We start from the raw sequence: 16706 nt of genomic DNA on the forward strand, positions 1-16706 counted from the left end.
TGCCCAGATTAGATTCGGATCCATCCTAATTTTTGGTTCCGAGAAGATTGCGGGATTGTTTTTAATTAAGTATATGCTTAATTAAGATTTGACTAAATTAAATGTATACTTAAATATAGGAATTATGAATGCTTTTGCTGCCTTAGCAGATGATACAAGAAGAGATATTATAAGACTTGTGGCAAAAAATGGAGAACTGACTTCTTCTGAAATTTGCCAAAATTTTCAAATCAGTCCTCCAGCCATTTCCCAACATTTAAAAGTACTAAAAGAGGCAAATGTCCTTCTTATGAAAAAGGACGCACAAAAACGTATCTATAGTTTGAACCAATCAGGAATCCAGGAAATGGAAGATTGGATTTTAGAGATCAAAGAACTTTGGGTGAAACGTTTGGATAAATTGGACAGATATGTAATGAAATTAAAAGCGGAGAGAGCTAATGATAAAAAATAACACAGAGACAAGGATAAAGGATAATCAAGTAACCTATAAACGTTACTTTGATGTAGATGTTGATTTACTTTTTGAAGTTTGGTCCAAACCAGAACATCTTTCTGAATGGTGGGGTCCGGATGGATTTACCTTAACGATTAAAAGTTTAGATTTCTCCAATGGTGGTATTTGGGAGTTTGTGATGCATGGTCCCGATGGACATGATTACAAAAACAAAATCCAATTTATCGAGATCAGCAAACCTCATTTCATATTGTATCAACATTTGGGAGACGGTGAAGGCGATGAAGATGTAAATTTCCAATCTAGAATTGTTTTTGAAAAAGCCGGAGAAGGAACAAATCTCATCATGGAACAGATTTTTTCAGACAAACAAGAGTTAGAAAGAGTGAATAAAAAATACGGTGCTATTGAAGGTGGAAAACAGCATATTGGAAATCTTGCGAAGTATTTGGAGAGGATTTCAAAACCATAAGGTGCAGTAAGTGGCGATTTGCATGCAGACCAGAGTTTTTGGCGTTACCCCAACGGCCAGAACGTTTATATTCCATTTGGAGTACATAGTCGGTAAATTATTCAAGTAAGTGATTTTGCCAATAACCGTGTTCGTAACTTCAAAGGAAAGTAAAGACATGCCTCAAATTCATTTCATTCGAACCTTATTTAAGATGATGCAACGACTAGCGTTTCGAGTAGATTATTACGTGATGCATTGAGCGACTTCCCATAATTAGTATTATGTCGCATTACGGATCGGACTTTTTGTATAGAAAGGCACATCGGTAACACTTTAGATCACTCACATGTTACATGCTCCAAGTTGGATTCTAGGTAAACCTAAAACCAAAGGAATCCTACCTTTGGAACATATTCTGGCTCTTGAAAATAGAAGGAAAACTTTTCATGGAAACGATCTTTCTCAATCCTTCTTCGATGGCCGACTGGATGCTTGAGGCAATTTTTTCCTTGGATTCTGTGTCATCGGAACTAAATGGAATGGTATGAGAGGTAATCTGTTCGGAATGACCTAAAATACGCTCTTGTTCTCCCAAAGGACTTACCACTAAAAATTCCACGATGGAGGCAAAATTTGCCTGACGAAATTTGGAAGTTCCTTCTTCAAATTCTAATGAACGGTCCACTTGAACCTTTCTTAAAACAATGGCGCCAGGTTCTAGAGGATCGTTCGATTTGAGTGGTGATAACGAACTAACGCTTAAATACCGAGGACTTGTATTCGTTAGTGATTGGAGTGCAAATTGTCCGATGGAGATCTCTTGGGACGGTCCAACTTTTAGAACTTTTCTTTCCAGGTCTTCCGCATACTGCAACCTTAGTGATTTTTCTGATCTTTCGCTTGGGGATGTTGTCTCAGTTTGTGAGGTTGCCACACAATGAACCAACAAAAAGGCCAAAAAGGTAGTAAATCGAAATCCATGTTTCATAGGTAGACCTAATCACTAATTCCACCAAACAATGAGTTTATTGCAAGGCAGTCGGGAAAAACAAGGAAAACGGTGTTAGAATTTTAAAGTCCAAAATTTAGAATCCTTTGAAAACAAAGTGACTTTCCTTTTGTTTGCTTTAAAATTCAGAAAACGCACGGAATTTTCCCGATAGAGTTCCATTGGAAATTCAGTGATAAAAAGGAAATTGGTATGAAAATTGCTTATTTATTAGTCAGGATTTTGCTTGGTGCATTATTCCTTTTTTCCTCAGTGGTTGTACTGTTCAACTTGGTTCAGCAACCCGAAACAACTGGAGATTTAAAGATTTTCAATGACGGAATCAAAGCTTCCGGTTATTTAATGACTCTGATCAAAGTAACAGAACTTATTTGTGCGATTGCTTTTTTGTCGGGTAGATTTGTTCCACTCGCTTCTATTGTCATTGCTCCTATCGTTGTGAATATCTTACTGGTTCACTTGATGATTGCTCCCGAAGGAATCCCGGTTGGGATTTTTGTGGTAGTGGCCAATGCATTTCTTGCTTATGTCAATCGAAATGCATACAAACCACTGTTTGTGGCTGTATACAAATAGTTTATTTACTACTTCTCCAGACAACGCGTGTTAAAATTCATCGTTGTCTGGGTCAAAACGTATTACCTCTTTATCTATTTTTTATTCATCTTAGCCTAATTAAGATTAAGATTCAAGGTTATCGAAAAATTGAACCTCTCCTGAGGAAGTATCATAAAATCCCGAGACTATTTTAATTTCATTTTTATTCACTTTGTCAGATAAATTAGGACTATTTGTTAGAATCTCATGAATTGAATTTTTTACATTCGCCTTCACTACGTGATTAAAAATATGTTCATTTTGTTTTTGAATGGGATGGATGATCTTTTCTGATTCATCGATTGCTTTTTGGATTTTGTTTGTGATACTTGCGATATTTCCTTCTCTCAGTGCATATAAGGCACTGGAAACCGCACCGCAATTGGAATGTCCAAGCACTACAATTAACTTAGTTCCAATTTTGTCACAAGATAACTCAAGGCTTCCAAGAATTTCCTCGTTTACGATATTGCCTGCAATCCGGATGGAAATGATATCACCGAGTCCAGCATCAAAGATAATTTCAGGGCTTGTCCTTGAATCAATGCAGGACAAAACGACTGCGATGGGATTTTGGCCAAAAGCGGTAGCATTCACTTGGTGTTTGAAATATTTTTCAGACCATTTTCCTTTCATAAACCGTTCGTTACCCCGTTTTAAAAAATCCAAAATTTCATCTGGAGTTAGTTTTTGTTGTGCTTCTTTATCTAGAATATTGACAAACTGCACTTGGTCACTGAGTTCGTAGGAATCTTTTAGTCCAATTAAATTCAGTTGGATTTTCTTTTCGACTGAAACTACGGTTTTGAATTCTTCTAACACTTCTAAGATATCATGATCAATGAAATTACAGTTTGATGCATCTACGATTAATTTGGAGTTTTCTGGTAAAGCCCAAAGGGTATCTTTTATTGAAGCTTTATTTAAAAACGAAACTTGGTTTGGTAATTCAATTCGTACCGTTTCGCCAATGTTTAAGGTTTCTGTTTCCACCAAAAATGGATTCTTATAGTTATTTTTTAAGATAAAAATAAAACTAATGGAAAGTCCAATGAGAACGCCTGTGAGCAGGTCAGTAAAAATAATAGCAAAGATTGTCGCTATAAAAGGTAGGAATTGGTAAAATCCTTTTTTGTAAATCGATTGATAAAGATTAAGGTTTGTAAGTTTAAAACCTGTCACAATTAAAATGACAGCTAAAGAAGATAAGGGAATTAAATTCAAAAACGATCCAAAAAAAACAACACTAATGGACAATAGAATTCCATGAAAGATGGTGGATAATTTTGAGCGAGCACCTGCATAAATATTAACTGAACTTCGTACAATCACAGATGTAATCGGAAGTCCTCCGATGAGTCCAGAAAACGAATTCCCTACTCCTTGTGCCACAAGTTCTCTGTTAGGGGATGCTAGTCGTTTATGTGGATCAATTCTTTCCACCGCATCTAAATTGAGTAAGGTTTCAAGTGTGGCAAAGGCGGCAATCGTAAAGGCAAAGTACCAAACCTTCGTTTCTGTAATGGCAGAAAAATTAGGAAAGAAAAATACGGATTCCCAGTTTTTAATATTAGGAATGGTTACCAAATGTTTTTCAGAAAGATAGAAACTTGGAAAAAAAATGTGGTAGATTTCATTTAATACTACTCCCAGGAGGATGACAAGCACTGGAGAAGGCAAAAACTTTAATGGTTTCCATTTTGATTTGTCGTATCCAACCATTAAAGCTAAAGAAGAAATAGCGATAAAAACGGCTCCCCAGGAAAAGTATTTTATAATATTTAATAGTTCTGAAAAAGTATTTTCGCCATCTTTCTGGAAAAAAATAAAATCTTCTTCTGGATCAACATCGAAACCAACCGCATGAGGAATTTGTTTTAAGATTAAGATAATTCCAATTGATGCAAGTAATCCTTGGATCACGTTCGAAGGGATATAGTTTGCGATAAACCCTCCTCTTAATAATCCGATGGCAATTTGAATGAGCCCTGCTAAAAAAACAGCAAGGAGAAATGTGGAATAATCACCTAAACTAGCAATCGCAGCTAACACTAAAGTAACGAGTCCTGCCGCAGGTCCACTGACACTCGTACTCGAATGGCTAAGGATTCCAACTATAATCCCTCCAATGACACCAGAGATGACACCGGATAATAAAGGAGCTCCACTGGCTAATGCAACTCCCAAACAAAGAGGAAGAGCTACTAAGAAAACCACAAGGCCTGAAGGAATATCTTGTTTTAAATTGGAAAACATAAATGTCTGGTGATCCTAAAATCAGAGTGAGGAACTGTCAACCCGAATGGAAAAAGTTCCCACCGTTTTCAAGGATTACGTTTAGGAAGTAGATTCGAAAAATGTGATTTTTAAAACCATACAGTCACATCGTCTAAGTCAGCTTCGCTAATGACATGACGAACTTGGTCTTCTGTGGTAAAAGAAATAGATTGAATATGTATCGAAGACCAAAGGTTTGCATACACATGGGGTCCCACGTGACATTTGAGGATCACGTTCGGCGAAATCTTTTTATCGATTGAACAAATCAGTTCAGGTGTCTTTTTATCTTCTGGTATTAAAATCTGCTTTTGATCATCTAATGCAAAAAATAAAATTTGGAACTTTGAGATACTAGTATTTGTTAGGTTTTCCGTTTTGATAAAGAGTTGTAACTCTTTCGATTGAATTTTATGGCGAGGACGAATGGTAACAAGAATCGGTAAACCCACTTCCCGCAAATAGGCCTTTCTGTTTTCTGGAAAATTTCCACTGGTTCCGGAACAAAACCCAAAGGAGAACCAAAAAAGACCTAAAAGAGGAATCCTAATCCATCCATCCTTGATTTGTAAGTCCCTTTGTGGTTTGATTTGCAAGATTTTGCAATAATGGCTTAAGAAAGGTCCAGACTCAACCTCTTTTCCAGCCCTTCCTGGGCCTGAATCTATTGAGAAACAAACTCAAAATCCTAAGTTATATACCAATTTGATTTATGAATTTACGAGAAGTGGATTCTGTCTAAACCTGGACGTAATAGAAAAATTTACACCTATACACTATCAGGAGCTCTTCAATGACGTTGAGTCTAGACTTCTTTCGGTCCTCAATTGGAAAGAAGATCATTATGGCCATTACCGGATTTATCTGGTTTGGGTTCGTGATCCTTCACATGGTCGGAAACCTACAAGTTTTCCAAGGACCAGAAAAATTAAACACCTACGCAAAGTTTCTTAAGGATTTAGGTCCCCTATTATGGGTAGCAAGGATTGGACTCATTGTGGCCTTTTTTGGACACGTATGTACAGCCATCCTCCTAAAAATTGAAAACTCAAGTGCTAGGCCAGTATCTTATGCTAAAGGTTCTACCATCCAAGCTTCTGTTGCTTCGCGGACAATGGCTTATAGCGGACTCCTTTTACTCACGTTTCTTGTGTACCACCTTGCACATTTTACTTTAGGAATCACGAATCCAGAACATTACAGTTTTGAATACATCCTTAAAAACGGAGATGTAGTACATGATGTTTATGCGATGGTGATTCTTGGGTTTCAAGATCCAATCATTTCAGGAACTTATATTGTTTTTATGGTTTTCCTTGCTCTTCATTTTTCCCATGCATTGGGATCTATGCTCCAGACTTTGGGAATCCTCGCACCAAAACACAACCCAAGCATTCAGAAACTTTCTACAGGACTTGGTCTTATCATTTTCCTGGGAAATTGTTCCATGCCGATCTCGATTTTACTCGGGTATGTCCGTTAAGGGTTTTTAGGAGAAGTTATGAAATTAGATGCAAAAATTCCATCGGGTCCTTTGGAACAAAAATGGGACAAACACAAACAAGATATTAAACTTGTAAACCCAGCTAACAAACGTAAATATAAAGTCATCATCGTGGGAACAGGTCTTGCGGGAGCTTCTGCTGCTGCCACACTCTCTGAACTTGGTTACCAAGTTTCTGTTTTTTGTTTTCAAGATAGTCCAAGACGTGCTCACTCCATTGCTGCCCAAGGTGGTATCAATGCGGCAAAAAACTACCAAAATGACGGTGACTCCGTTTATCGCTTGTTTTACGACACGGTAAAGGGTGGAGATTTCCGTGCAAGAGAAGCAAACGTATATCGTTTGGCTCATGAATCCACAAATATCATTGACCAATGTGTAGCACAAGGTGTTCCTTTTGCTCGTGAGTATGGCGGAACCCTATCCAACAGATCTTTTGGTGGAGCACAAGTGTCCCGTACTTTTTATGCAAAAGGACAAACTGGCCAACAGTTGTTACTAGGTGCTTACTCTGCATTAGAAAAACAAATCTCTCGTGGTGCAGTGAAAATGTATCCAAGAACAGAGATGTTGGAACTCGTTCTTGTCGACGGTCATGCAAAAGGAATCGTGGTTCGTGATCTTGTCACAGGCGAAGTTTCTTCACATGCAGGAGATGCTGTGATTCTAGCATCCGGCGGATACGGAAACGTATTTTACCTTTCTACCAACGCAAAAGGATCGAATGTAACTGCTACTTACCGTGCTTACAAAAAAGGAGCAGGATTTGCAAACCCTTGTTATACGCAAATTCACCCTACTTGTATCCCACAAGCAGGTGATTACCAATCAAAACTCACTCTTATGTCTGAATCTCTCCGTAACGACGGACGGGTTTGGGTTCCTAAGAAAAAAGATGATCTCCGTGCTCCTCACGAAATTCCTGAAGACGAAAGAGATTATTACCTCGAAAGAAAATACCCTTCTTACGGAAACTTAGCTCCTCGCGATATCTCGTCACGTTCGGCAAAAGAAGCTTGTGACAATGGTCTTGGTGTGGGTCCAAAAGTTGGTGACAAACGTCTTGGTGTTTACTTAGATTTTTCTGATTCCATCAAACGATTGGGTGAACCAGTGGTGGCTGACCGCTACGACAACCTCTTCCAAATGTATGAACGCATTACGGGAGAAAACCCATATAAAGTGCCAATGCGTATTTATCCTGCCGTCCACTATACAATGGGTGGACTTTGGGTGGATTACAACCTAATGTCAACTATTCCTGGTCTTCATGTTCTGGGAGAAGCAAACTTCTCAGATCATGGTGCAAACCGACTCGGAGCATCAGCTCTCATGCAAGGACTCGCCGATGGATACTTTGTAATCCCTTACACGATTGGTGATTACTTTGCTCGTGAAGGTCATAAAAATATTTCTACTGACAGACCCGAATTTAAAGAAGCGGAAGCACGAGTGCGTGAGATGACTAACAAACTTCTTTCGATCAACGGTAAAAAAACTCCAGACGATTTCCATAGAGCCCTTGGTAAGATTATGTGGGACCAGTGTGGAATGGCACGTAATGAAAAAGGTCTAAAAGATGCTCTACAAAGAATTCCGGAACTTCGTGAAGAATTCTGGAAAAACGTAAAAGTAGCAGGATCTGGTTCTGAACTCAACCAAGAGTTGGAAAAGGCTGGTCGTGTTGCCGATTTCTTAGAGTTTGGTGAACTACTCTGTTTGGATGCTCTCACAAGAGAAGAATCTTGTGGTGGTCACTTCCGAGAGGAACACCAAACTGAAGATGGTGAAGCAAAACGTAATGACGATAAATTCTGTCACGTAACTGCTTGGGAATATAAGGGTGAAGGAAAGGCTCCTGTAGAACACCGCGAAAAACTTGAGTATGAAAACATCCACTTAGCCGTAAGGAGCTACAAATAATGGATACAATGAAGTTACACCTTAAAGTTTGGCGACAAAAGAATAAAAACGATAAAGGTCGTATGGTTAGCTATGAAGCAAACAACATCAGCGAACATATGTCTTTCCTTGAGATGTTAGATGTAGTAAATGATGACCTGATCAAAAAAGGTGATGAACCGATTGCCTTTGACCATGACTGCCGCGAAGGTATTTGTGGTGCATGTTCTATGGTAATCAACGGGGTTCCGCATGGTCCAGAAAAAGGGACTACTACTTGCCAATTACATATGCGTAAGTTCAAAGATGGAGATACCATTTTTATTGAACCGTGGAGAGCCAAAGCATTCCCAGTGGTAAAAGATCTTTTGGTGGATCGTTCTGCTTTTGACCGTATCATCCAAGCTGGTGGGTATGTTTCCATCAACACAGGTGGAGCTCCCGATGGGAATGCATTACCAATTCCCAAGGTAGATGCTGACCTTGCCATGGATGCTGCGACTTGTATTGGATGCGGTGCTTGTGTAGCTGCATGTAAAAATGCATCGGCAATGCTCTTTGTATCTGCAAAAGTTTCTCACTTAGCACTCCTACCTCAAGGTGCTGTAGAAAAGAAAGACCGTGTTCGTAAAATGGTAAAAGCAATGGACAAAGAAGGATTTGGAAATTGTACAAACCAATACGAATGTGAAGCTGCTTGCCCGAAAGAAATTTCGGTAAACTTTATCACAAGATTAAACCGGGAGTATATTTCCTCTTAAAGCTAATTGGCCCAAGAGAAATACTTTTTGTTTTTTTGCTTCTTGAACAAACCAATTTGATTTGTTCAAGAGAGGAAGTTAAGAACCCGATTGGAATCAGTCGGGTTTTTTTTATTATCTTTAAAACAGATTTGATTAGGCGACTGACTAAACTAGTAGGTAATGCAAGGGAAAATGATTATTCGGAATCGGTATGGATTACCAATTTCTTTTAGTTTAAAATAAAGAGTCAACTAACAACGATTTTAATTTCACTTTCGCAATTGAATGTTCGGATAAAAAATCATCATTCAAACGTTCCATCCAATTTATCTCCTTCCCTCGTTTGATCCGACCTTGGAGAATAGTCTCCATCCGAGTTTTAATGGCATTTTGGAAAAGCAGCTTGGTCTGTAGTCCTAACAATTCCCATTTTCCATTTTCTCGGAATTCTTCCTTTGTGAGTAAAAGTGAATACAATCGAAATCTCTCGAGAGCTTGGTACTGGTTTGAGAGTTGGTCATCGCTACCGCCATAACGGACCATTAAATTTTCATCGATTAAACCTATAGGGTAACCTTCTAAAAGAATTCTGTTCCATAAATCGTAATCTTCACATACAGGTAGTTCGATGCGAAATCCTCCAATCTTATTTAAAGTTTGTTTGTGGGCCAAAAAACTAGAAGAGGTTACCATACAAAGTTCTAAGGACTCTTTTAAAAACATTCCTGAAAGTTTCCTGTATTTTCCTTTGGGTTCCATTAAATTTCCTTTTTTATTCCAAACTTCTTTGGTTTGGGAAAATAAAAATGTTGGGTTTAATTTATGAAATTCCAATTGTTTAAAAAGTTTCTCGGGAAACCACTCGTCATCTGAGTCTATAAAGGCCATCCACTCACCTTCTGCCCTTTCGATTCCAAAGTTTCTTGCTCCGCTCACTCCCCTATGTTCTGTTTGGTGGACTTGGATGGATTTTTTGTTTCTACCAAAAGAGGATAGTTCTCCTTTCCACCTTGGAAGTTTAGAAAGTAGATCCATCCATGTATCATCGGTGGATCCATCGTCCACAATATGGAGTTCCCAATGAGGATAGGTTTGATTGATTACGGATTGAATCGCACGGTCCACAATTCCCTTTCGGTTAAACGTGGGAAGGATGATGGCTACAAGTGGTGTTTCTAAATTGCTCATTTCGATTCTTTTTCCAAAATCAAATCTAGGTGCTGGATTTGGCCCCCTTGGTGCAGGTAAAAAATAGGAATTGGTTCTATGGGCAAGTTTGAATTTTGACCGGAGGGCAATGATTCGGATAAAATTGGCAACGGCTTGGCCGTTGTGGTGATTTGCATCTTGTTAATTTCCCGCAGTAAGGATTTAACCGTCATTCCACTATAAATCGGCTCAAGGAGGATATTTGTATTTCGATAAAACGCTCTAATCCATTCTTTTTGAGAATTAGTCTGTTTGCCAAAAGAAACCGATGTTTGGTTCTCTCTTGTAGAGATGCCAGTTTGGATTTGGTGGGTTGGCTTTGATTCTTTGGGAATTTCCAATATTTGTTCTGCCGGAATGGGGATGGCTTTTAGGCCCAACCGTTTTTGTAAATCACCGGTCTTTGTGAGCCAAGTTTCTTTCTTTTCTCCTACCATCATTCCTTGCACAAGGAGGGAAGTTCCATAAAAAAAATCAAAGGCGGAGAGAAAGGTGACCCCAGATCCAATTTCCATTCGGAGAATGGAATTTATTTTTTTTCGGTGAGACTTGTGGCGAGAGGTATCCAGAGACTGGTTTATTTTATTTTCAAGTTCCTGCCAAAAAGAACGAAGTCCTAGGTTTTGCCCCGAGTGGATTCCAAATTCTGGTAAAGAGAATCCCGGATACTCTTTTTCTTTTGCCAACCAATCATCATAGGCTACTTTTCTATTCGCATAACAGACCAAAGTATTAGAATGCCCCCTGACTAACCTTTCATTATACGACCGAAGATGGGGATCCCTTGTATAGGCAATGGTATCTACGATCAAACCACTTCGACGTAGAATATAGGTAAAACTTGCCAAATAATTCCCATGGATGGCACCCCATAGAAGCACCTTTTGGATTTGGTTCTTTTGCAAATACTGAAGGATCCCCTGTGTTTTCCTCCACTTGGTTCCAAAACCAAAAGGCAGTAAGTCATCCCTAATGAAATGGAGTTCCGGAAGGGAATGTTTAGTGAGAGAGGGTGCGGTTATCTTTGTTTCTTTTTGTACAAAATCGAAAGTGCCAAACGGGATTTCCGAAATGCGGACTGGGAGTGCGGGGAAAAAATGGGAATGGTCCATGGAATCAAAATCAGAAAGAAGAAGATTCATGATCAATCAACCTTGTTTGTTGGGATTCATAGACTTTGTGTGGTGATCCCAATTCATTTTGTGCCAAGAGAATCCCTGGCACAAAATTGCAATTTAGTCCCCGGTTTTTAAAATGGACAAAAAGGCTTCTTGTGGGATTTCCACATTTCCAATTTGTTTCATCCGTTTCTTTCCTTCTTTTTGTTTTTCAAGGAGTTTTTTCTTACGAGAAATATCACCACCGTAACATTTTGCTGTTACGTTTTTACGAAGGGCAGAAATACTCTCTCGGGCTACCACTTTGGAACCGATGGCTGCTTGGAGTGGAATCATAAATTGATGGCGAGGGATGAGGTCCTTTAATTTTTCAATGATGACCCTTCCCCTTTCTTCCGCTTTGGATTTGTGAACAATCGAGGAAAGGGCATCCACCGGTTCCCCATTCACAAGGATATCCATACGTACGAGTTTGGAATCTCGATACCCCACTTCTTCGTAATCTAAGGATGCATATCCTTTGGTATAAGATTTGAGTTTATCATAGAATTCAAAAATAAGTTCTGCCAAAGGAAGTTCGTAGGTGAGTTGGAGTTTGTCTTTGGATAAATACACTGTATCCATATGGATCCCTCGTTTTTCGATCACAAGAGACATGATATTTCCCACATAAGATTCGGGCGCAATGATCGTAGCTTTGACAAAAGGTTCTTCGGATTTCCCAATTAATATGGGGTCAGGCCATTTGCTAGGGTTATCCACTTCGATCACATCGTCTTTCGTTGTTGTGATTCGAAATTTTACCGAGGGAGCCGTTGTGATCAGGGCTAAGTTAAATTCTCTTTCTAACCTTTCCTGTACAATTTCCATATGAAGGAGACCAAGGTAACCTACACGAAATCCAAATCCCAGGGCTGCTGAATTTTCCCTTTCAAAGGTTAGAGCGGAATCATTCAGTTTAAGTTTTTCGATGGCATCCACAAGAGCATCAAAGTCTTCCCCGTTAATGGGGAATAAACCAGCAAATACCATTGGTTTTGCATCTTTAAATCCTTTGACATCTTCTGCGGTTTGGCGATTGGCATGGGTGATGGTATCCCCTGTTTTGGCATCTCCCATCTTTTTCATCCCCGCGACCACATAACCTACGTCACCTGCCTGGAGTTCCTCACAAGAAACCATGGAGAGGCGGTTTATCCCCACTTCCGTCACAGTAAACTGGCGACCAATGTTCATCATATGAATCACTTCCCCTTTACGGAGCTTCCCATCATATAATCGAACTTTGGCGACAACACCCATATAGGTATCAAAAAAGGAATCATAAATCAAAGCTTTGAGAGGTGCATCTACATCCCCTTTCGGTGGTGGGAGTAAATAACAAATTGCTTCTAAAACATCTTGGACATTGAGGCCCGTTTTTGCAGAAATTGGAATGGCTTCCTCTGGATTTAATCCTAATGATTCTTCAATCATCAATTTGCATTTATCGATATCAGCAGAGGGTAAATCAATTTTATTGATAACGGGAATGATGCGAAGGTCAAGATCCATAGCCAAATATAAATTGGCCAAAGTTTGGGCTTCGACTCCTTGGCTTGCATCCACAATGAGAAGTACCCCTTCACAAGCAGCCAAGGAACGAGACACTTCATAGGTAAAGTCAACGTGACCTGGGGTATCGATTAAATTGAGATGATATACATTTCCATCTTTGGCATGATAATCAAAGGACGCATTGTTCGCTTTGATGGTGATCCCACGTTCCCTTTCGATGTCCATGGAATCAAGGATCTGGTCTTTTTTTGTTCTTTGGTCTGTGACAAGACCGATTTCCAGCAAACGATCCGCCAGAGTGGACTTCCCGTGGTCGACATGGGCAATGATGGAAAAATTGCGGGTGAATTGTTGGCGTTCGTTCACGGTTCCCTCTTCTTTTTAAGTCATTTTCCTGGAACAAGGCTCTTTGTCGAAAAAGTTTATTGTCAGAGGCTTAAATTTCCTAAGACTGGGAGTAAATTATCCCTTAGGAGAAACAATTCCCGATGTCCCAAAAAGATAGCATTCGTTCCGTCAAAGCCCGTGAAATTATGGATTCCAGAGGAAATCCAACCGTTGAAGTGGATGTCACACTCGAAGACGGTTCTTTTGGTCGTGCGGCGGTTCCCTCTGGGGCATCCACTGGTGAACACGAAGCTGTCGAACTTCGTGATGGTGATAAAAAAAGATACTCCGGAAAAGGAGTACTCAAAGCAGTCGATAACGTTAATTCTAAAATTTCTAAATCCATCCTTGGTCTTTCGGCAACAAACCAACTCCTTGTTGATGAAACAATGATATCCTTAGATGGAACTTCCAATAAATTCAAGTTAGGTGCCAACGCCCTTCTCGGAGTTTCTATGGCTGTAGCAAAAGCGGCTGCAGCTCATTCTGGCCTTCCTCTCTACCGATATATCGGTGGAACTTTTGCTCGTGAACTTCCCGTCCCAATGATGAATATCATCAATGGTGGTGCACACGCAGACAACAATATCGACTTCCAAGAATTTATGATCCTTCCTGTGTCGGCTCCCAATTTCCGCGAAGCTCTTCGAATGGGTGCGGAAGTTTTTCATAGTTTAAAGTCCGTTTTGAAAGGAAAAGGCCTCAATACTGCTGTGGGTGACGAAGGTGGATTTGCTCCTAACCTAACAAGTAACAGTGAAGCCATAGAAGTGATCTTAACTGCCATTGAAAAGGCAGGCTACAAACCAGACCTAGACATCAAAATTGGTTTGGACTGTGCTGCTTCTGAGTTTTATGATGAGAAGAAAAAGAAGTATGTTCTGAAAGCAGAAAAAAAACCAGAAAAGACCGCCGAAGAACTCGTAGAATACTACTCAAATTTAGTGTCCAAGTATCCGATCATTACCATGGAAGACGGTCTGGATGAAAACGATTGGACAGGCTGGAAAAAACTTTCCGAAAAACTGGGGAAAAAGATCCAACTTGTGGGGGATGATTTGTTCGTAACCAATATCAAAAAACTCGCACAAGGGATCGATAAAGGGATTGGTAACTCCATTCTCATCAAAGTGAACCAAATCGGAACTCTCACAGAAACCCTCAGTGCCATTGAGATGGCTAAAAAAGCGCAGTATACTGCAGTTGTGTCTCACAGGTCCGGGGAAACAGAAGATGCGACCATCTCCCATATTGCCGTGGCAACCAACGCCGGCCAAATCAAAACAGGATCCCTCAGCCGTACAGACCGAATTGCAAAATACAACGAACTCCTTCGTATCGAAGAAGAACTCGGTAAAAATGCGACTTATAGCGGAGTAAATACTTTTTACAACCTAAGGTAATATGACACCAACAAGAGCCTCTTTACTCGTAACATATATTTGTGCTGGTCTCTACCTCGGACTTTTGTCCGAGTCAGGGATTGCCGAACGTATGCGTCTTGAGAAAGAATTATCTAATCTCAATGCAGAGGTAGAGAGGCTTGTGGTCGAAAACCAAGGATTGGAAGAAAAAGAACGCCGCTTAAAAAACGACGTTTATGCCTTGGAACAGGAAGCAAGAAAGTACTATTTACTTTCTGAAACGGCACATGTATTGAAATTTGAAGAAACTCATTCTCCGGGCAAAGAAAAACCTAAAGTTATCCCTACAAATCTTAGGACTGCCGGACTTAGTGGGGAATGGAAAGAACCACCCCTCTTTTTATTACGTTTCTTTTTTATTTCTTTCAGTGTTTTCCTCGTTCTTGGCGTTTACTTCAAGCTGAAACGCTTGCAACCTATGTCTAATCACAAAAGACTGAATTAATATGGCAGAAGAAGAAACACCAGAAAAAGAAATCACCGAAACCATCCAAGATCTCATTAGCGACAAAAACATGGGAAAGAAATTCCTGGAAAAACGGAAAATCTTTCTCTGGGGTCCAGTCACTGACGAATCCTCCAAGGAACTCACCGCCAAACTTATGTATTTGGAAATGGTAGATCCAGGAAAACCAATTACATTTTATATCAATAGCCCAGGTGGTGTAGTAACTTCAGGCCTTGTTGTCTATGATACAATGCAAATGATTTCCTCACCTGTGCATACAGTATGTATGGGAATGGCAGCTTCTATGGGTTCTATCTTACTCATTGGCGGGAAAAAAGGGAATCGTTACATTTGGCCTAACGGTCGAGTGATGATCCACCAACCTTCGATTGGGGGTCAAATCCAGGCTCCTGCAACGGATTTGCTCATCCATGCCCAGGACATTGTCAAAACCAAAGAAAAACTCAATCAAATGTTAGCGGATGCTTGTGGCAAAACCTACGAACAATTGGTGGAAGACACCGATCGAGATTATTATATGGATGCCGACCAAGCATTAGCTTACGGGATTGTAGATAAGATCGTAAACACAATTGACGTCGTCTAACAGAGAATTTAAACCAAGAAGATTTTTAGAAGGTAGACATTTACAAACTGTCTACAACGTACTTTTTCCTCCAGACAATTCTCTTGAGGACGAGTACTATTCAGAGAGTATCCTCATTCCCACAAATGATGGGTCTGGGGATCTGCTTTGGTTAGAACACAATCCTCCTCTCTCCCAAATTCGAAAAAAAGCCTCTAAATGGAACGGACATTATTTACTTCTCATTCATGGAATGGAGGGTAGTTCAGAATCCCATTATATGGTAAGCGTGGGAAAAGAAGCACTAAACCGTGGTTATGGGGTGGTGCGAATGAATTTACGTAATTGCGGTCGCGGCCTTGGGATCGCTAAAAAACCTTACAATGCCGGCCAATCCGAAGATTTGGAAGTTGTCTTAAAATACATTTATAAACATTTTTCAAGATCCATATTTGTTTCTGGATTTTCATTGTCTGCCAATATGGTGATCAAATTTTTTGGAGAAAAAAGGGAACACTACTCGAAGGCATTTTCGGCCACATCCCCACCTTTGGATTTAAAAAGAAGTTGTGACTTTATAGATTCAAGAGCCGGAAATTTTTACCGGGATCATTTTTTGGATACCATGAAAGAAAAAGTAACCTCTGGCGTTTATGAAATCACAGATAAAATGAAAGAGAGAGTGTTACGCAGTAAGTCTTTTTTTGATTTTGATGATTTTTTCACAGCACCAATTTCTGGTTATGCGAATGTTTTGGAATACTATAATATTTGTTCTAGTATCAAATACTTAGGTGGGATCAAAATTCCTGGTCTCATTGTTCATGCCGACGATGACCCGGTGGTTCCTTCGGAAGTTTGGCATGAGATTCGTTGGAAGTCATTCCCTATGTTACAAACTGTCCTTACAGAGAAAGGTGGTCATGTTGGTTTTATCAGCGATCCATCTCCTGACAATCCAGAAGGACGTTGGTTACCGAAGATACTTCTCGATTTTTTTGATTCGCAAATCAAATCGTAATCATCATAGTAAT

At 39.7% G+C, this 16706-nt stretch carries 16 protein-coding genes; 10 read left to right on the forward strand and 6 right to left on the reverse strand.

The features are described 5' to 3' along the window. The first annotated feature begins 124 nt into the window (after window positions 1-124). Both EHR07_RS06185 and EHR07_RS06190 read left to right on the forward strand, forming a co-directional pair. A complete protein-coding gene (locus EHR07_RS06185) occupies window positions 125-454 on the forward strand; it encodes a metalloregulator ArsR/SmtB family transcription factor (RefSeq protein WP_135744407.1) in 330 nt (109 codons plus the stop codon). After that, window positions 441-929 (forward strand): SRPBCC family protein, encoded by a 489-nt coding sequence (locus EHR07_RS06190; protein ID WP_135744260.1) that lies wholly within the window; start codon window positions 441-443, stop codon window positions 927-929. The genes EHR07_RS06185 and EHR07_RS06190 overlap by 14 nt, the downstream gene beginning before the upstream one ends. A gap of 379 nt (window positions 930-1308) precedes the next feature. On the opposite strand, the gene EHR07_RS06195 is transcribed toward EHR07_RS06190, so the two are convergent. Then, window positions 1309-1899, reverse strand: a complete 591-nt coding sequence (locus tag EHR07_RS06195) for a hypothetical protein (protein ID WP_135744261.1) — start codon at window positions 1897-1899, stop codon at window positions 1309-1311. Between the two features lie 213 nt (window positions 1900-2112). Between EHR07_RS06195 and EHR07_RS06200 the strand changes: the two genes are divergently transcribed. Beyond that, the gene (locus EHR07_RS06200) at window positions 2113-2496 is read left to right on the forward strand and encodes a DoxX family membrane protein (protein WP_135744262.1); all 384 of its coding nucleotides are present in this window, start codon (window positions 2113-2115) and stop codon (window positions 2494-2496) included. A gap of 105 nt (window positions 2497-2601) precedes the next feature. Here EHR07_RS06200 and EHR07_RS06205 read toward each other — a convergent pair whose 3' ends face one another. Together EHR07_RS06205 and EHR07_RS06210 are read right to left on the reverse strand one after the other, a co-directional pair. Further along, window positions 2602-4773, reverse strand: a complete 2172-nt coding sequence (locus EHR07_RS06205; RefSeq protein WP_135744263.1) for a SulP family inorganic anion transporter — start codon at window positions 4771-4773, stop codon at window positions 2602-2604. Between the two features lie 110 nt (window positions 4774-4883). Continuing rightward, window positions 4884-5360, reverse strand: coding sequence for a hypothetical protein (locus EHR07_RS06210; RefSeq protein ID WP_409035761.1), 477 nt, complete (start codon window positions 5358-5360; stop codon window positions 4884-4886). A 227-nt stretch (window positions 5361-5587) separates the two neighbouring features. Here EHR07_RS06210 and EHR07_RS06215 point away from each other — a divergent pair, with 227 nt between their 5' ends. The 3 genes from EHR07_RS06215 to EHR07_RS06225 are packed head-to-tail and all read left to right on the forward strand — an operon-like array spanning window position 5588 to window position 8961. After that, window positions 5588-6277, forward strand: coding sequence for a succinate dehydrogenase cytochrome b subunit (locus EHR07_RS06215; RefSeq protein WP_135744264.1), 690 nt, complete (start codon window positions 5588-5590; stop codon window positions 6275-6277). A gap of 18 nt (window positions 6278-6295) precedes the next feature. After that, window positions 6296-8221 carry a fumarate reductase/succinate dehydrogenase flavoprotein subunit gene (locus tag EHR07_RS06220; RefSeq protein ID WP_135744265.1) on the forward strand — a complete coding sequence of 642 codons (1926 nt, stop codon included), beginning with the start codon at window positions 6296-6298 and terminating at the stop codon, window positions 8219-8221. 8 nt (window positions 8222-8229) lie between these two features. After that, entirely contained in the window at window positions 8230-8961 is a 732-nt protein-coding gene (locus EHR07_RS06225; protein WP_167483355.1) for a succinate dehydrogenase/fumarate reductase iron-sulfur subunit, read from the forward strand. Window positions 8962-9177: 216 nt separating this feature from the next. Here EHR07_RS06225 and EHR07_RS06230 read toward each other — a convergent pair whose 3' ends face one another. The 3 genes from EHR07_RS06230 to lepA all read right to left on the reverse strand — a co-directional run bounded on the left by EHR07_RS06230 (window position 9178) and on the right by lepA (window position 13193). Further along, window positions 9178-10131 (reverse strand): glycosyltransferase family 2 protein, encoded by a 954-nt coding sequence (locus tag EHR07_RS06230; protein WP_135744267.1) that lies wholly within the window; start codon window positions 10129-10131, stop codon window positions 9178-9180. Next, complete coding sequence (locus EHR07_RS06235) at window positions 10128-11294, reverse strand: hypothetical protein (RefSeq protein ID WP_135744268.1); 1167 nt, start codon at window positions 11292-11294, stop codon at window positions 10128-10130. The genes EHR07_RS06230 and EHR07_RS06235 overlap by 4 nt, the downstream gene beginning before the upstream one ends. A gap of 93 nt (window positions 11295-11387) precedes the next feature. Further along, window positions 11388-13193 (reverse strand): translation elongation factor 4, encoded by a 1806-nt coding sequence (gene lepA, locus EHR07_RS06240; protein WP_135744269.1) that lies wholly within the window; start codon window positions 13191-13193, stop codon window positions 11388-11390. Between the two features lie 122 nt (window positions 13194-13315). Here lepA and eno point away from each other — a divergent pair, with 122 nt between their 5' ends. From eno to EHR07_RS06260, 4 genes are read left to right on the forward strand one after another with little or no spacing between them, the layout of a single operon-like run. After that, window positions 13316-14617, forward strand: coding sequence for a phosphopyruvate hydratase (gene eno / locus EHR07_RS06245; protein ID WP_135744270.1), 1302 nt, complete (start codon window positions 13316-13318; stop codon window positions 14615-14617). A 1-nt stretch (window position 14618) separates the two neighbouring features. Further along, complete coding sequence (locus EHR07_RS06250) at window positions 14619-15083, forward strand: FtsB family cell division protein (protein WP_135744271.1); 465 nt, start codon at window positions 14619-14621, stop codon at window positions 15081-15083. A gap of 1 nt (window position 15084) precedes the next feature. Then, window positions 15085-15693 (forward strand): ClpP family protease, encoded by a 609-nt coding sequence (locus EHR07_RS06255; protein ID WP_135632313.1) that lies wholly within the window; start codon window positions 15085-15087, stop codon window positions 15691-15693. Further along, entirely contained in the window at window positions 15680-16693 is a 1014-nt protein-coding gene (locus tag EHR07_RS06260; RefSeq protein ID WP_135744272.1) for a YheT family hydrolase, read from the forward strand. The genes EHR07_RS06255 and EHR07_RS06260 overlap by 14 nt, the downstream gene beginning before the upstream one ends. The last annotated feature ends 13 nt before the right edge of the window (window positions 16694-16706 follow it).

Origin of the sequence: Leptospira bandrabouensis (assembly GCF_004770905.1) — a bacterium.
Classification (GTDB): domain Bacteria; phylum Spirochaetota; class Leptospiria; order Leptospirales; family Leptospiraceae; genus Leptospira_A; species Leptospira_A bandrabouensis.

What these genes read in the sequence shown, in the direction of transcription:
- EHR07_RS06185 (WP_135744407.1), top strand. Translation starts at nt 125, where the DNA reads ATGAATGCTTTTGCTGCCTTAGCAGATGATACAAGAAGAGATATTATA.
- EHR07_RS06190 (WP_135744260.1), top strand. Translation starts at nt 441, where the DNA reads ATGATAAAAAATAACACAGAGACAAGGATAAAGGATAATCAAGTAACC.
- EHR07_RS06195 (WP_135744261.1), bottom strand. Translation starts at nt 1,899, where the DNA reads ATGAAACATGGATTTCGATTTACTACCTTTTTGGCCTTTTTGTTGGTT.
- EHR07_RS06200 (WP_135744262.1), top strand. Translation starts at nt 2,113, where the DNA reads ATGAAAATTGCTTATTTATTAGTCAGGATTTTGCTTGGTGCATTATTC.
- EHR07_RS06205 (WP_135744263.1), bottom strand. Translation starts at nt 4,773, where the DNA reads ATGTTTTCCAATTTAAAACAAGATATTCCTTCAGGCCTTGTGGTTTTC.
- EHR07_RS06215 (WP_135744264.1), top strand. Translation starts at nt 5,588, where the DNA reads ATGACGTTGAGTCTAGACTTCTTTCGGTCCTCAATTGGAAAGAAGATC.
- EHR07_RS06220 (WP_135744265.1), top strand. Translation starts at nt 6,296, where the DNA reads ATGAAATTAGATGCAAAAATTCCATCGGGTCCTTTGGAACAAAAATGG.
- EHR07_RS06225 (WP_167483355.1), top strand. Translation starts at nt 8,230, where the DNA reads ATGAAGTTACACCTTAAAGTTTGGCGACAAAAGAATAAAAACGATAAA.
- EHR07_RS06230 (WP_135744267.1), bottom strand. Translation starts at nt 10,131, where the DNA reads ATGAGCAATTTAGAAACACCACTTGTAGCCATCATCCTTCCCACGTTT.
- EHR07_RS06235 (WP_135744268.1), bottom strand. Translation starts at nt 11,294, where the DNA reads ATGAATCTTCTTCTTTCTGATTTTGATTCCATGGACCATTCCCATTTT.
- eno (WP_135744270.1), top strand. Translation starts at nt 13,316, where the DNA reads ATGTCCCAAAAAGATAGCATTCGTTCCGTCAAAGCCCGTGAAATTATG.
- EHR07_RS06250 (WP_135744271.1), top strand. Translation starts at nt 14,619, where the DNA reads ATGACACCAACAAGAGCCTCTTTACTCGTAACATATATTTGTGCTGGT.
- EHR07_RS06255 (WP_135632313.1), top strand. Translation starts at nt 15,085, where the DNA reads ATGGCAGAAGAAGAAACACCAGAAAAAGAAATCACCGAAACCATCCAA.